Raw genomic sequence first — 14,948 nt, 5'->3', positions numbered from 1 at the left:
CGGCGAATGTCGTCTTCACAGTATAACCAGATTGCTTGGGGTTATATGGTCAAGTGAAGAAGCGCATACGGTGGATGCCTTGGCAGTCAGAGGCGATGAAAGACGTGGTAGCCTGCGAAAAGCTTCGGGGAGTCGGCAAACAGACTTTGATCCGGAGATGTCTGAATGGGGGAACCCAGCCATCATAAGATGGTTATCTTGTACTGAATACATAGGTGCAAGAGGCGAACCAGGGGAACTGAAACATCTAAGTACCCTGAGGAAAAGAAATCAACCGAGATTCCCTTAGTAGTGGCGAGCGAACGGGGACTAGCCCTTAAGCTTCTTTGATTTTAGCGGAACGCTCTGGAAAGTGCGGCCATAGTGGGTGATAGCCCTGTACGCGAAAGGATCTTAGAAGTGAAATCGAGTAGGACGGAGCACGAGAAACTTTGTCTGAATATGGGGGGACCATCCTCCAAGGCTAAATACTACTGACTGACCGATAGTGAACTAGTACCGTGAGGGAAAGGCGAAAAGAACCCCGGAGAGGGGAGTGAAATAGATCCTGAAACCGTATGCGTACAAGCAGTGGGAGCCCACTTTGTTGGGTGACTGCGTACCTTTTGTATAATGGGTCAGCGACTTATTTTCAGTGGCGAGCTTAACCGAATAGGGGAGGCGTAGCGAAAGCGAGTCTTAATAGGGCGTCTAGTCGCTGGGAATAGACCCGAAACCGGGCGATCTATCCATGGGCAGGTTGAAGGTTGGGTAACACTAACTGGAGGACCGAACCGACTACCGTTGAAAAGTTAGCGGATGACCTGTGGATCGGAGTGAAAGGCTAATCAAGCTCGGAGATAGCTGGTTCTCCTCGAAAGCTATTTAGGTAGCGCCTCATGTATCACTGTAGGGGGTAGAGCACTGTTTCGGCTAGGGGGTCATCCCGACTTACCAAACCGATGCAAACTCCGAATACCTACAAGTGCCGAGCATGGGAGACACACGGCGGGTGCTAACGTCCGTCGTGAAAAGGGAAACAACCCAGACCGTCAGCTAAGGTCCCAAAGTTATGGTTAAGTGGGAAACGATGTGGGAAGGCTTAGACAGCTAGGAGGTTGGCTTAGAAGCAGCCACCCTTTAAAGAAAGCGTAATAGCTCACTAGTCGAGTCGGCCTGCGCGGAAGATGTAACGGGGCTCAAACCATACACCGAAGCTACGGGTATCACTTAGGTGATGCGGTAGAGGAGCGTTCTGTAAGCCTGTGAAGGTGAGTTGAGAAGCTTGCTGGAGGTATCAGAAGTGCGAATGCTGACATGAGTAACGACAATGGGTGTGAAAAACACCCACGCCGAAAGACCAAGGTTTCCTGCGCAACGTTAATCGACGCAGGGTTAGTCGGTCCCTAAGGCGAGGCTGAAAAGCGTAGTCGATGGAAAACAGGTTAATATTCCTGTACTTCTGGTTATTGCGATGGAGGGACGGAGAAGGCTAGGCCAGCTTGGCGTTGGTTGTCCAAGTTTAAGGTGGTAGGCTGGAATCTTAGGTAAATCCGGGATTCTAAGGCCGAGAGCTGATGACGAGTTACCCTTTGGGTGACGAAGTGGTTGATGCCATGCTTCCAAGAAAAGCTTCTAAGCTTCAGGTAACCAGGAACCGTACCCCAAACCGACACAGGTGGTTGGGTAGAGAATACCAAGGCGCTTGAGAGAACTCGGGTGAAGGAACTAGGCAAAATGGCACCGTAACTTCGGGAGAAGGTGCGCCGGTGAGGGTGAAGCATTTACTGCGTAAGCCCATGCCGGTCGAAGATACCAGGCCGCTGCGACTGTTTATTAAAAACACAGCACTCTGCAAACACGAAAGTGGACGTATAGGGTGTGACGCCTGCCCGGTGCCGGAAGGTTAATTGATGGGGTTAGCTAACGCGAAGCTCTTGATCGAAGCCCCGGTAAACGGCGGCCGTAACTATAACGGTCCTAAGGTAGCGAAATTCCTTGTCGGGTAAGTTCCGACCTGCACGAATGGCGTAACGATGGCGGCGCTGTCTCCACCCGAGACTCAGTGAAATTGAAATCGCTGTGAAGATGCAGTGTATCCGCGGCTAGACGGAAAGACCCCGTGAACCTTTACTATAGCTTTGCACTGGACTTTGAATTTGCTTGTGTAGGATAGGTGGGAGGCTTTGAAGCGTGGACGCCAGTTCGCGTGGAGCCAACCTTGAAATACCACCCTGGCAACTTTGAGGTTCTAACTCAGGTCCGTTATCCGGATCGAGGACAGTGTATGGTGGGTAGTTTGACTGGGGCGGTCTCCTCCTAAAGAGTAACGGAGGAGTACGAAGGTGCGCTCAGACCGGTCGGAAATCGGTCGTAGAGTATAAAGGCAAAAGCGCGCTTGACTGCGAGACAGACACGTCGAGCAGGTACGAAAGTAGGTCTTAGTGATCCGGTGGTTCTGTATGGAAGGGCCATCGCTCAACGGATAAAAGGTACTCCGGGGATAACAGGCTGATACCGCCCAAGAGTTCATATCGACGGCGGTGTTTGGCACCTCGATGTCGGCTCATCACATCCTGGGGCTGAAGCCGGTCCCAAGGGTATGGCTGTTCGCCATTTAAAGTGGTACGCGAGCTGGGTTTAGAACGTCGTGAGACAGTTCGGTCCCTATCTGCCGTGGACGTTTGAGATTTGAGAGGGGCTGCTCCTAGTACGAGAGGACCGGAGTGGACGAACCTCTGGTGTTCCGGTTGTCACGCCAGTGGCATTGCCGGGTAGCTATGTTCGGGAAAGATAACCGCTGAAAGCATCTAAGCGGGAAACTTGCCTCAAGATGAGATCTCACTGGGACCTTGAGTCCCCTGAAGGGCCGTCGAAGACTACGACGTTGATAGGCAGGGTGTGTAAGCGCTGTGAGGCGTTGAGCTAACCTGTACTAATTGCCCGTGAGGCTTGACCATATAACACCCAAGCAATTTGAGTCGGCTCTTTAATACGGAGCATCAGATTGCGGTGTGTGAAGACGACACGAACCGAAAGTTCGACGCTGCTCACAAAGCAACACACAAACTATCGCATACCCATTCGCTGGAACGTGCCCGCAAGGCACGCGCTGGCTACCGAATTTCTTGACGACCATAGAGCATTGGAACCACCTGATCCCATCCCGAACTCAGCAGTGAAACGATGCATCGCCGATGGTAGTGTGGGGTTTCCCCATGTGAGAGTAGGTCATCGTCAAGATTAAATTCCGAAACCCCTATCTGCTGACGCAGGTAGGGGTTTTGTTTTAAGTAGAAGTTATCGATTTTCACTGGCTCGTTGCTGTTGAACGGGCTGGTCACAGAATTTCTTGACGACCATAGAGCATTGGAACCACCTGATCCCATCCCGAACTCAGCAGTGAAACGATGCATCGCCGATGGTAGTGTGGGGTTTCCCCATGTGAGAGTAGGTCATCGTCAAGATTGAATTCCCAAGACCCCTGTCTGCTGACGCAGACAGGGGTTTTGTCGTTTTGGGCCGGTAATCGGATTGCCCCCTCTGATTGCTGTCGACGCCCGGCAAACCCCGAGGTCGTTGCTATGCTGAGAGAGTCGGGGCACTGGCGAAAATGGAGCCCGCGACGTCACTGGTCATGGGGATTCCAATAATGAAAAACCCTTATGCTCCCGGCTTCTGGTGCGCTATTGCGGCGTTGATGCTGCTTTCGGCCACTTATTTCTATGGCGTCATGCTCACTCACCAGATCGACAAGGCGTTGCTCTTCCTGGATAGCGCGGCGGCGTTGATCGGTGTGATATCCATTGCAATCGTGGCCTGGGCATCGCTTCAGGGGCAGCGCATCAAGAAAAAACACCTTGAGCAGGGCAAGACGCTGGTCCTGATCTGGGATACCAAGGTTGCGCTCCGGCGGGTCGAAACGGTATTCGATCGTTACTTCTGGGGCAGCTATTGGCAGCCTGGCCGTACGTTCCAGGAAGTCATGGGGGAACTCACCGGTACCCCGCTGGAAAAGAGCCTCGAGGCGCTCAAGACCCAATGCGCCGCTTTGGACAAGCAGGTCACCCAGGATGGCTGGCATTGGCTCAACAACGCCCGTGAGCTCTGTGACGTCGCTAACGCCATGGCCCGGGAGCGTTATCAACTGGACTTCTGCGATTCGCGCGCAGAGTCATCAGGCGCGCCTGTGATCAATCGCGATTTTGAAGTGCTGGTGTACACCTGGACGGCACGGCTCAAGACATTCGACCATCAACTCGACGAGATTGAAGTCCAATATTCGTAGACCACCTCGCAAGAATATTCTTTTCCCCCTTTAAACATTGGGCCCGCAGGGGTGCCTGATGGTAATCTCCCTCCACTTTACGGCGTCGAGCCACCCCCTTTGCGGGTCAGGGAAGACGACGGCTTACTTCAACCATGGACATCGATCGGGTCACTCATGAATAAATCAGCAAGCGTACTTCTTGGCATCGTTGTGGTTATCGGTGCAATCAGCGCAGGCGGCGCCTGGTATACCGGCACGAAGCTCGAAGGCGTACTGAACACCGCTATCGTCGATAGTAACAAGCAGATGCAAACGGCCTTGACCGGGTCCAATAGCACCGCTTCGATCGAACTGGTTTCCCTCGACCGTGGGACTTTCAGCAGCACCGCCCACTATCGCCTCAAGGGCGAGGGCGAGATATTTGGCGCAGAGCCGGTTGAGCTGCTGTTCGTCGACAACATCGAACACGGTCCACTGCCATTTTCGCGCCTGATGACACTCAAATGGCTGCCGGTCATGGCCACCAGCCACACCGCGCTTGAAAGAACCCCCCTGACCGAAAAATGGTTTGTCGCCGCCAAGGACCAATCGCCGCTCAAAGGCGTGGTCAACTTGGGTTACGACCAATCCACCAACGGTACGTTCGAGCTGCTGCCCCTGGACACCAAGCTGGATGAACAGACCCAGCTCATCTTTTCCGGCCTGAAAATCGACGTGGCCGCCAGCGCCCAGGCACAGAAGATCAAGGCCGATGGTTACATGGACAGCTTCAAGCTGACCACCGTCGCCGAAGACCAGACTCCGGTACAGGTTGAAGTGAACGGCCTGACGCTGGCCAGCAACCTGAGCAAAAGCCCTTACGGTTACTACATGGGTGACAACACCCTGTTGCTGAGCAGCACCAAGGCCACCTTTGGTGAGCCGAAGTCGGTGGTGGGCATGAAGAACTTCGAGATGAAGAACAACAGCACCGAGACTGGCACCAGTGCATCGGGGCGTGCTGATTACAAAATCGGTGAATTGTCGTACAACGATAAGACCATCGGCTCGGCACAAATGGCAGTCAGCCTGAAGAACCTCGATATCCCGGCCACCATGTCGCTGATGCAGGTTTACCAGACCAAGCTTCAACCCTACGAAAAAGCGGCTGCCGAAGCCGCTGAAGCGGGTGAGCCGACTCCGGAATTGAACCTGACCGAAGCTGAGGAAGCCCAGGTCAAAGCTGATCTGGAAAAACTCCTGGCTGGCGGCCCACAAGTGGCACTGGAAAACTTGTCGTTCACGACCACCAACGGCGAAAGCCGTACGAGCCTGGTCGTCGATTTCGCCAAGCCGCAATCCATGGACCTGCCACCCGATGAACTGGGCCGTCAGCTGCTCGCGCTGCTGGAGTTCAACCTGAAAGTGTCCAAGCCGATGCTGGTCGACCTGATGACCGTGCAGGCGCAAATGGAAGGTCAAACTGACGCTAAACTGATCGCCGATCAGGCCACCGCTACCAGCGATATGTTCGGTGCCATGGCAGTCGGCACGGAACTGGCGAAACTTGAAGGCAGCGACGTGGTGACCAAGCTTCACTACGCCAACAATCAAGTTGATTTCAACGGCCAGAAAATGACCGTTGAGCAATTCACGGCGTTCGTCATGAGCAAGCTTGGCGGCGGCGTCGCCGTTCAGTAACTGCTCAAGTAACACCCAAGCCCGGCCTGTGCATTATGTATGGGGCGGGTTTTTTTATGACTTTTTTAGCATTTAGATCTGTTCCCGGCCTCAACAAATTCGGCGCTATCGAGCAAATCTACGACTATCGAATTTCTGAAGAATATTCGCAGAATAGTGATGTAAGTAATGTGTAGCTTGGCGCGAGAACGGGTGTCAGAACATGAGCCTCTGCATTGGACGCTCAGGATCATGTTCGTCAGCGTTGCCCAAGCTTCGTCGAATTGGCCTTCCGCACGCGAGATGAGTAAGTAGCTCAAGCTAATGCCGAGCTTCCGCGACAGTTGGCCGGGGCCGAAATGCAAGATAGAAAGCCGGGGGCCCATGACACTTCCTGGCTCGCGGTCCAGCCGCGTTCGAGCCATCAATGAGGGCTTGAACAGCATATTCGCAACCAATGTGCGTAAGCTGAACGAGCGCCTAAAGCAAGCCGGTATGCCACTGCACTATCACAATGGGTACTTGCAGACTACTCAGGACGCGCAGCTTCAAGAACAAGTCAGCAGCCATTCTGGCTCTTGGTAAAGGACGTTCCATGGAAGAACGTCAGCATTGACATGGCCGAGGCAACGATCATCGGTGGCCGAGATCCGTCGTTCTATGCCGCTAGGGCACTGGAAAGCAAATCCAAGATCATTTGCGATCTCAAAAAATGGACTACCGGCAATGAGAAAGGCGTGTCTGACTTCCTGAATCATCCTGAGAACAAGGTGAATGGCGCATTCATCGAGAGCTGGGAACGGCTATCAATGCGACGGTTTTACAGCGATGTGCGGAACGACTTGGGACATGGACCCGGTTCCATGCCCAATTTCACACCGCAGCAGATAGACCAAACCATTGAGTTCTACATGTCTTGGATCAAGAGCTCGATCAAGCGGCTGTAGCTACGTATGAACATTGCAGACATGAGCCGCTGGAATGCACTCGATCCCTTAGGATCTGGTAGTTCTCCCGCTGTACTATCGACGAAAAAATTAATCGATGAAGACTGACACCTAGCTTCTCGCGGCAAATGATGATGAGCACAGGCGCACATTAAGTGGCTAAGAAAAAACGGCGTATGCAGTCACTAAGGACATAATCTACAATCCAAATCCCACCGTGCGCAGTGCAAAAAATAATCTTTGCACCACGCCATACGACTAATGCTGTCGATAACTGGCTATAAAGCAGTATGCCTTCTGATAAATTTTTTAGTCGCCAAAACATTCATACCCAAATATGGGCAACAATTGCAGGGATTATTGGTTTTGCCGCCGCCAATCTCTATGGTTCATTTTCTGGCCCAGCAAAGGTAGTCGTTGACACCGAGGCCACAAAGGCTCAGCCGATCAATGTCAATATCGTTGATGGGCAGGGAATCACCAAGCATGACCTTGAGAATCTAACCTCCGCGATATCGGCTCTGAACGCGACAGCAGCGAAACAAGATCAATCGGGACAGCTGAAAGCTGTCAAGAGCGACCTTTCAAAATTACAGGCAACGCTCGAAAAGCAATCTCGCCCCAAGGAAAGCCCTAATAAGTCTGCACAAAACCTGAATGGGACTAGCGTTACTACCACACCAAACCTAGACACAGGTCAGCAAGCGGCCAAGTCAGCTGTATCGAGACCTGTAGACGACAATTTGGATAGAGCGTTAGCTCGGTACAACCGAGAGCCAGGTGAAACGGCCGGTACAGGTGAGGGCCTCGTTGAGGAAATCAGGAGCCATGCACTGGAAACTCGAGCGCAAACAGAGCGTCTGCGACAATCGCTAGCTCAAACCGCGGCCCAAGAAGAGTTTTCGCCCCCCACAACCGCCAAGGGGTACACAACAGAAAGCATACAGGGGGTTAAAAACAGCTACTGCCCGCCTGACACCCTCAGAAGCGGCGTTCCTATCACGGTAGGGTTTGAGTTGCAGAACTCCTCACTTCTGACCACGGCGTCCCCACTGATGATGTCTATCAACAGGGTCGAGGGTAAATACTCCCAAACCCAGATTGATCGAGCACAGACCCCGCTAAGGAGCGGTCCCAACAGCGTGACATCAACGGTGAATCTCGATCCGGGGACCTATGAAATCACGTACGGCTACTACCTGAAAAACAAGCTTGCCGGAGAGTTTCCTCCGTTTTATTCGAAAACCTGTACCGTCCGTGTTCCGCCTAAAAACTCCTAACCTTGAGGGCTATCCTTCGAACTATCGAGTCCCTATAGCGCGGCGGGCCAAGACTGGTAACGGTTGCTCCGCTGATCGATAGCAATCAGCCATTTGGCTTCTGTCTAGAATGTCAGCTATGTCGGTTGACGCCCGCCACGACAGATAAAATCGGCCAAAAAGCATACGCTCGAAAAAGGCCGCTTTTGGTTGAATATGCCCAGTAAAGTTGATGTATAGGGCTAATTCAGCTGGCATTAGCGTGCGGGATTGTTAGGCAGGTTCAGTATTGGAATGAGACAACCACTGCGTGCGGGGTGTGCATGCCTTCTGTCCCCGGCCCCGCAAGTGATTGTCTCGTCATTTCAACCCCTACAGAGCATCCGTTAGACTGATAGTACGTTTTCGCCATTGCGAGTAAGCTCACAATTCTCAAGGCTGCTACCGGAACCTAGGAGACAGCCGTCATTTGATGAGCATAAGGAAGACGGTTCATGGTTCAGGTAGGAGCAAGATGGTGGACATTTGATTTTCACACGCATACCCCTGCCTCAATGGACTATGGACGCCATGAGCCTAACCTGCGGAATACGGTAACGCCAAGAGAATGGTTAATCTCGTTTGTAGAAAAAGGAATAGAGTGTATAGCGGTAACGGATCACAACACCGGTTCATGGATTGAGCGTCTTCAAGAAGAAGCTTCAGTTCTGAGGAGTGAAGGGAAGAGCATTTATATATTTCCGGGTGTTGAGATTACCGCAAACGGCAATATTCATATCCTTGCTGTTTTCGATCCTTCCAAGACTTCTGACATCGTACAGGCTATCGTCGGAGCTGCCAAGTTTAGAGGAGAGTATGGGAATAGTGATGCTGTCGCAGGTGAAAGCGCAGAAAATATTGTAGAGGAAATTATTAAGTCAGGTGGTGTTGCGATTCCAGCCCATGTCGATATGAAGGCTGGAATGTGCCAACTGCAGTCTACCCATACCATAAGCCAAATTTGCAATAGATCTTCTGCAATCGAGGTGATTTTTCCAGAAGGTGGTCGTGGGCCGGAGCATGCTGAATGTTTAAGGCGTTACAAGTCTCTAGGATTGGGATTGGCAGAAGTCATTGGGTCTGACGCGCATCGACCCGAAGAAGTCGGTAGAGCTTTTACTTGGGTGAAAATGTCTAGCCCGACTATTGACGGATTAAGGTTGGCGCTGATTGACGGTGCGTCTTCCATTAAACGATCTAACGCCGTTGTCGACAATCCCAATGCTATTTCAAGTAATGTGATTTATTCTATCTCCATAGATAAAGCTAAATATTGTGGTAGAGGTAAGCCGCTAGAAATTAAATTTAACCCTTGGTTGAATTCTATTATTGGAGGACGTGGAAGTGGTAAGTCTTCTATTCTTGAATTTATTCGACTGGGATTAGGGCGAGACAAGGATTTATTAGATATAGTAGGCCGTAATGAGGTTAAGGATACTTTTACGCGTTTTGCACAGAAATCAGCTAGCCGTGATGCCGAGGGTGTCCTACTTAATGAAACTACTATCAGCTGTATAATCCAAAAAGAAGGGGCTTTTTACTTTTTAAAATGGGCGTCAGACGCTCCCAATGTGCTCATCTTCAAATGGGATGGGCAAGAATGGAAAGCTGAACATGGCGATGCCCGCAGTAGGTTTCCTGTAAAAATTTTCAGTCAAAAGCAGATATATGATATTGCCAAAAATCCAAGTGCATTAATAAGAATTATCGACGAAACCGATGTGGTAGATTTATTTGGCTGGAAAATGGCGTGGGCTGAAAAAGAGAACAAGTTTCTGTCTTTGTGTGGTCAGAGAAGAGTGCTTCAAGGCCAGATGGCCAATAAAAACGTTCTTGAAGGTCAACTGGCAGATGTAATTCAGAAGATTGGAATTATTGAATCTTCTGGGCATGCAGAAGTGTTGTCTTGTTTCAATAGTGCGATAACGAAAAATAAAGCTATTAAGGATTTTAAGGGGCATTTCGCGAGTCTAGGAGATAAGCTTTCAAAGGAAATACGCGAAGCTGAAGGCTTAGCGTTTGACAGTTCGGCATTTGTCGCCACTAATCATATTGATTTGGAGTTGCTTGAACGAATCGGCGTTATGGCGCAAGTTTACTCGGAGTTTAAGAACAAAGTTTCAGACTTGATTTCCGGAATGAACGATCGTATCTGCGAGTTCGACAGCTGGCAGTCGAGTAGCGATTTTGGTAAACAGCAAGATATCGCTATTCAGCAGTATGCTTCTCTTGTGGAAAACCTAACCCAAAATGGAGTAGATAATCCAGGTCAATATCAGCAGCTCGTTGAAACGAAAGCTAGTATTGAGAAAAAGTTAGGCGAAATAAAGGGGTTCGAGTCACAAGAATATCAAGCAACTGTCGAAATCAATCTTATTTACGCTGATCTTATTGAACTTAGAAAGTCGCTCACCGTTAGGCGTAGAGAGTTCGTGCGTCAGCATTTGTCAAGCAATGACTCTATAAGTCTTTCCATAGAGCCACTTTGTAATATGGAAGATATGGAAGATTCCTTCCGTACTGTGATAGGCCGTTCTGATACGGCTTTTAGTAGTGATATATTAGATAAAGAAAAAGAGACGGGCTTTTTACATTTGTTATGGTCAGCGCTCATGGCAGAGCATAATAAAGTGCCCGCAATTCCTAATGATTTGACTCAAATCTTTGCGTGTGTTCATAATTTCAAAACACAGGTGTTTAATTACAGTTCTGGACAGATTATGGGAGCGCCAATTGGAAAGCGGTTCCTAGATTTTATGGCCCAGTTGCAACAGGAAAATTTTGATCGACTTAACCTGTGGTTTCCTGATGATCGGCTCGTTGTTAAATTTAATGACGGAAAAAGACTTAAAGATATTTCCCAGGGTTCTGCTGGTCAGAAAGCAGCAACCGTACTCTCATTCCTTTTGTCATATGGAAATGAGCCTCTGATTTTGGATCAGCCAGAAGACGATCTAGATAACGGGCTAATTTCATCATTGATTGTTTCCAAACTGCAGGAAAACAAATCTAGAAGGCAAGTCATAGTCGTCACCCATAATCCAAATATAGTCGTTAACGGTGACTCTGAGTATGTCGTAGCTCTTCAAGATAAAGGATGCATTGAGGTTGCAGCGGCTGGCGGATTGCAAGAGTTGGCGGTGAGACGTGAGGTCTGTGAAATTATGGAGGGTGGTAAGCAAGCTCTTGAACAGCGATACCGTAGAATGATCGCTGTCTAAGTATGGTCTCACTACCACGTTCGTTATTTTTCTTACCTTTCCCAAATGACCGCTTTTGGCCGATTCTGTTGAAAAAGTAGCTCCCCTTTCCAACCCCTATAAATCAAACCCGACGCAAGGCGTCGGGTTTGATATTGGTTGGGTTAGCCGTTATCGCGGATCAACGTTATCTAGCACCCGGTTTGCCAGCAATGAGCTCAATTCGATCAGTTGCTGAATACCGAGGGCAACGTGGCGTCGGGAGCCTTCCAGTTCGAAGGCCAGGTCGTTGACCATCGCATCGGCTGAAGCCAGAGTTTCGCTGAGGTTGGCCAGGAGGCTTTCGTTGTCGATGTCTTTTACGACGGTGAATAGCTGGCCTGGTTTAGCCGCGTTTTCTGGCTTGGCCTGTTTCGGCAGTAGATAGAAATCTAAGGCACGCTCGGCAGCTTCGTCGAGCTTTTTGGTTTTTGATTTGGTGCGTGGGCGAGCTTGGTCCGCCTCTGGCGGATTCGGAGTTATTTTGAACATATGTATTTTTCCTTCTAGTAGGCCGCAACCATCTCGCTACTAAACGAAGGGGTGGCAGCTGTGCGCAAGTTAGTAGACCGGCGGAAAATACATAAAAGCCCGGCGCGCCCGAGGACGCCATGCGCACAGCCACCATCGAGTGCAGGCAATGCCTGACTGATGAGACTCATGCAACCATTATGTATTTCCAACCAGGGCTACTAAACCCGACCACTGATGGGCAGTGGCAGGAAAACAATAGAGCCCGGGGACAAGGCGCACAAGCGGGCGGATTCTGGCGTAGTTGTAGGCAAAGGCGCAAGACTACGTAGTTAGGTGGAAGTACGGAGGACAGTACGGTAGGAAGGAGGCCTAAGAGGCCTTTTATTTCATTTTCGCTACGCTTTACAAGCATCGGCACAGAACCCGCACTGCATCAGCGAAATCCCGGAACTACTCACCGGCCGCTACCGCCTCGAACGCTTGCTCGGCGCCGGCGGCATGGGGGTGGTGTACCGCGCGCGCGATCTGCTGCACGAACAATACGGCGATCCCGATCCGTACCTTGCCTTGAAAATGCTCAGCGAGGCATTCGACGAGTCACCCGACGCCAGCACGCTGCTCTACAGTGAGTTCGCCCTGATGCGGCGATTGCATCATCCAAATGTGCTGCGCCCGTACTCCTTCGAAGTGGACGCTGCCCACCGGCGGGCCTTCATCACCATGGAGCTGATGCGCGGTCTGACCCTGGACAAACTGCTCTGCGAGCGGCCCCTCGGCTTGCCTTGGCATGAACTGAAGGCTATCGCCGTGCCGGTGCTCGATGCCCTGGCGTATGTCCATGGCCGGGGCGTGCTGCACGGCGACATGAAGCCGAGCAATGTCATGCTCAGCGAAGACGGTGTGCGTCTGTTCGATTTTGGTTTGGGCCTGGCGCTGGAAGGCCCATTGAAGAACCTGCCAAACCTCGACCGCAAGCACCTCAACGCCTGGACCCCTGGCTACGCTGCCCCGGAGTTGCTCGAAGGCGTGCCATTGTCAGCGGCTGCCGATGTCTATGGCGTGGCGTGCGTGTTGTATGAACTGGCGAGCGGCAAGCATCCGTTCGATCGTTTGCCTGCTACCCAGGCGCGCGATGCCCGGTTGGCGCGCCCACTCAAGGCGCCACGAAATTTGCCCAGGCGCTGTTGGCCCGCGCTGCGAACGGCATTGGCTTTTGATCCGCGGCAACGCGGCATCAGCGCGCTGCAGTTGCGTGATGCGTTGGGTGGCGTTTCGTTCTGGTGGTGAGGCTTGGCGTTTGAGTTCCGCATTCCTGATGGGAATGCAGCACATAAAATTAATGAATTTTTCTTATCGAAACGGCTGGCGTAGCTTGATTCAAGGACACGGAGAACCGCCTTGAAATCATCCTCTAGCACTTCAGCTGAAAAATTCGATACCGCCCGAGCCAATGAGTACGGACGCCAGAGCCGTATCGCCCTGGCCGGGTACGACGCCTGCCAAGACCTGGCGGCATGCATGTTGGCGGCAAGCCTCGGTCCCGCCCGCTCGGCGAACATCCTGGTGGTGGGCGCTGGCGGTACGGCGCAGGAGATCATTGCGATGGCCTCGCTGGAGCCCGGTTGGCGTTTCACGGCGGTTGACCCCTCCGAGCCGATGCTCGAGGCCGCAAAGCAGCAATTAGAAGCCCACCATTTGCTCGAAAGAACGAGCCTGCACCTTGGGACTGTCGAAGACTTGGCGGCAGATGCGTCATACGACGCTGCCACTTTGATTGGTGTCTTCCATCACCTCGAAGGCGATGAGGCCAAGCGGCAGATTTTTCGAGCCATTGGGGCCCATCTCAAACCCAGTGCGCCGCTGATCGTGGCGGGCAATCAATACGCCTATGGCAGCCAGCCGTTATTGCTCGCCGCCTGGGGGCAACGCTGGCGGCAGCATGGCGCGAGCGCGGATGAGGTGAAGGCCAAGCTTGGGAAAATCCTGCAAGGCGCTGATCCGCCACACTCAGAAGCGGCGGTTCAACAGTTGTTGCATGAGGCGGGGTTCGGCGATGCCACGCGGTTCTTCAGCAGCCTGTTCTGGAGTGCTTGGTTGACGTGTAAAACGGGGTGAGGTGACAGCGCTATGCACTGACAATAATCCCCTGTGGGAGCGAGCTTGCTCGCGAAGGCGGCAGTGCATAGATACTCGACCTCAAGGTGTACGAGGTCCGTGGCGAGGGAGTTTGCTCCCGCTCGGCGGCGCAGCCGTCGTAGACCGGTTGATGCGGTCTGCCTGGTTGAATGCGCCGGCCTTTTTGGGGCTGCTGCGCAGCCCAGCGGGAGCAAGCTCCCTCGCCACGGGGTTGGTGGTGTAGCGGCTAGCGTGGGTCGACGTTATCCAGTGCTCGGTTTGCCAGTAATGAACTTAGCTCGATCAGTTGCTGGACGCCGAGGGCGATGTGGCGGCGTGAGCCCTCCAACTCGAAGGCCAGGTCGCCGACCATCGCATCGGCTGAAGCCAGGGTTTCGCTGAGGTTGGCCAGTAGGCTTTCGTTGTCGATGTCTTTTACGACGGTGAATAGCTGGCCTGGTTTGGTCGCGTCTTCAGATTTTTTCTTTGGCGACAGGTAGAAATCCAGAGCACGCTCGGCAGCTTCGTCGAGCTTTTTGGTTCTGGATTTGGATTTCGTTTGCGGGGAAGCTTGCTCCGTTTCCGGAGGGTTTGGAGTAACTTTGAACATTTGGGACTTCCTGTTAGTAGGGCCGCAACCGTCTCGCTACTAAACGAAAGGAGGCAGCTGTGCGCAAGTTAGTAGACCGGTGAAGTCACCAAACCCGGCGCGCCCGAAGGCGCCTTGCGCACAGCCACCATTAAGTGCAGGCGAAAGCCTGACTGAATGACACTCATGCAACCGTAGATGACTAACCGGGCTACTAAACCCGACCACTGATGGGCAGTGGCAGGGAAACGATAGAACCCGGGGACAAGGCGCACAAGCGGGCGGATTCTGGCGTAGTTGTAGGCAATGGCGCAAGGATGCGTAGCTGGGCGGACGCTTGGCGGAGGAAGAATAAACAAGGCTTCGTGATGCCCGGGA

General features: G+C 52.1%; 8 protein-coding genes, 3 rRNA genes and 1 pseudogene. 10 read left to right on the top strand and 2 right to left on the bottom strand.

All coding sequences use genetic code 11. The annotated features are described in order from the left end of the window. The first annotated feature begins 47 nt into the window (after positions 1 to 47). The 8 genes from CD58_RS28115 to CD58_RS29690 all read left to right on the top strand — a co-directional run bounded on the left by CD58_RS28115 (position 48) and on the right by CD58_RS29690 (position 11,374). Positions 48 to 2,939, top strand: a 23S ribosomal RNA gene (locus tag CD58_RS28115). 167 nt (positions 2,940 to 3,106) lie between these two features. Then, positions 3,107 to 3,222 (top strand): 5S ribosomal RNA (gene rrf, locus CD58_RS28110). A gap of 108 nt (positions 3,223 to 3,330) precedes the next feature. Then, positions 3,331 to 3,446 (top strand): 5S ribosomal RNA (gene rrf, locus CD58_RS28105). Between the two features lie 185 nt (positions 3,447 to 3,631). Then, positions 3,632 to 4,267, top strand: a complete 636-nt coding sequence (locus tag CD58_RS28100; protein ID WP_025216185.1) for a hypothetical protein — start codon at positions 3,632 to 3,634, stop codon at positions 4,265 to 4,267. Positions 4,268 to 4,423: 156 nt separating this feature from the next. Continuing rightward, positions 4,424 to 5,929, top strand: coding sequence for a YdgA family protein (locus CD58_RS28095; RefSeq protein ID WP_025216184.1), 1,506 nt, complete (start codon positions 4,424 to 4,426; stop codon positions 5,927 to 5,929). Between the two features lie 596 nt (positions 5,930 to 6,525). Continuing rightward, positions 6,526 to 6,855, top strand: coding sequence for a hypothetical protein (locus CD58_RS28815; protein ID WP_025216182.1), 330 nt, complete (start codon positions 6,526 to 6,528; stop codon positions 6,853 to 6,855). A 290-nt stretch (positions 6,856 to 7,145) separates the two neighbouring features. Next, on the top strand, positions 7,146 to 8,135 hold the full coding sequence (locus CD58_RS28085) for a hypothetical protein (RefSeq protein WP_025216181.1): 990 nt from the start codon (positions 7,146 to 7,148) through the stop codon (positions 8,133 to 8,135). A gap of 473 nt (positions 8,136 to 8,608) precedes the next feature. Further along, on the top strand, positions 8,609 to 11,374 hold the full coding sequence (locus CD58_RS29690) for a TrlF family AAA-like ATPase (RefSeq protein WP_080712625.1): 2,766 nt from the start codon (positions 8,609 to 8,611) through the stop codon (positions 11,372 to 11,374). Positions 11,375 to 11,524: 150 nt separating this feature from the next. On the opposite strand, the gene CD58_RS28075 is transcribed toward CD58_RS29690, so the two are convergent. Then, a complete protein-coding gene (locus tag CD58_RS28075; RefSeq protein ID WP_025216179.1) occupies positions 11,525 to 11,884 on the bottom strand; it encodes a DUF6124 family protein in 360 nt (119 codons plus the stop codon). Positions 11,885 to 12,310: 426 nt separating this feature from the next. On the opposite strand from CD58_RS28075, the pseudogene CD58_RS28070 reads away from it, so the two are divergent. Next, positions 12,311 to 13,153: pseudogene (locus CD58_RS28070) on the top strand (serine/threonine-protein kinase); the annotation flags it as partial. 111 nt (positions 13,154 to 13,264) lie between these two features. After that, entirely contained in the window at positions 13,265 to 13,981 is a 717-nt protein-coding gene (locus CD58_RS28065; RefSeq protein WP_025216177.1) for a class I SAM-dependent methyltransferase, read from the top strand. A 247-nt stretch (positions 13,982 to 14,228) separates the two neighbouring features. Here the strand turns inward: CD58_RS28065 and CD58_RS28060 are convergent, their stop codons facing one another. Then, on the bottom strand, positions 14,229 to 14,591 hold the full coding sequence (locus CD58_RS28060) for a DUF6124 family protein (RefSeq protein WP_025216176.1): 363 nt from the start codon (positions 14,589 to 14,591) through the stop codon (positions 14,229 to 14,231). Positions 14,592 to 14,948 lie beyond the last annotated feature (357 nt).

This window comes from Pseudomonas brassicacearum (genome assembly GCF_000585995.1).
In the GTDB taxonomy this organism is placed as follows: domain Bacteria; phylum Pseudomonadota; class Gammaproteobacteria; order Pseudomonadales; family Pseudomonadaceae; genus Aquipseudomonas; species Aquipseudomonas brassicacearum_A.
This window is presented reverse-complemented; position numbering and strand designations above follow the sequence as displayed.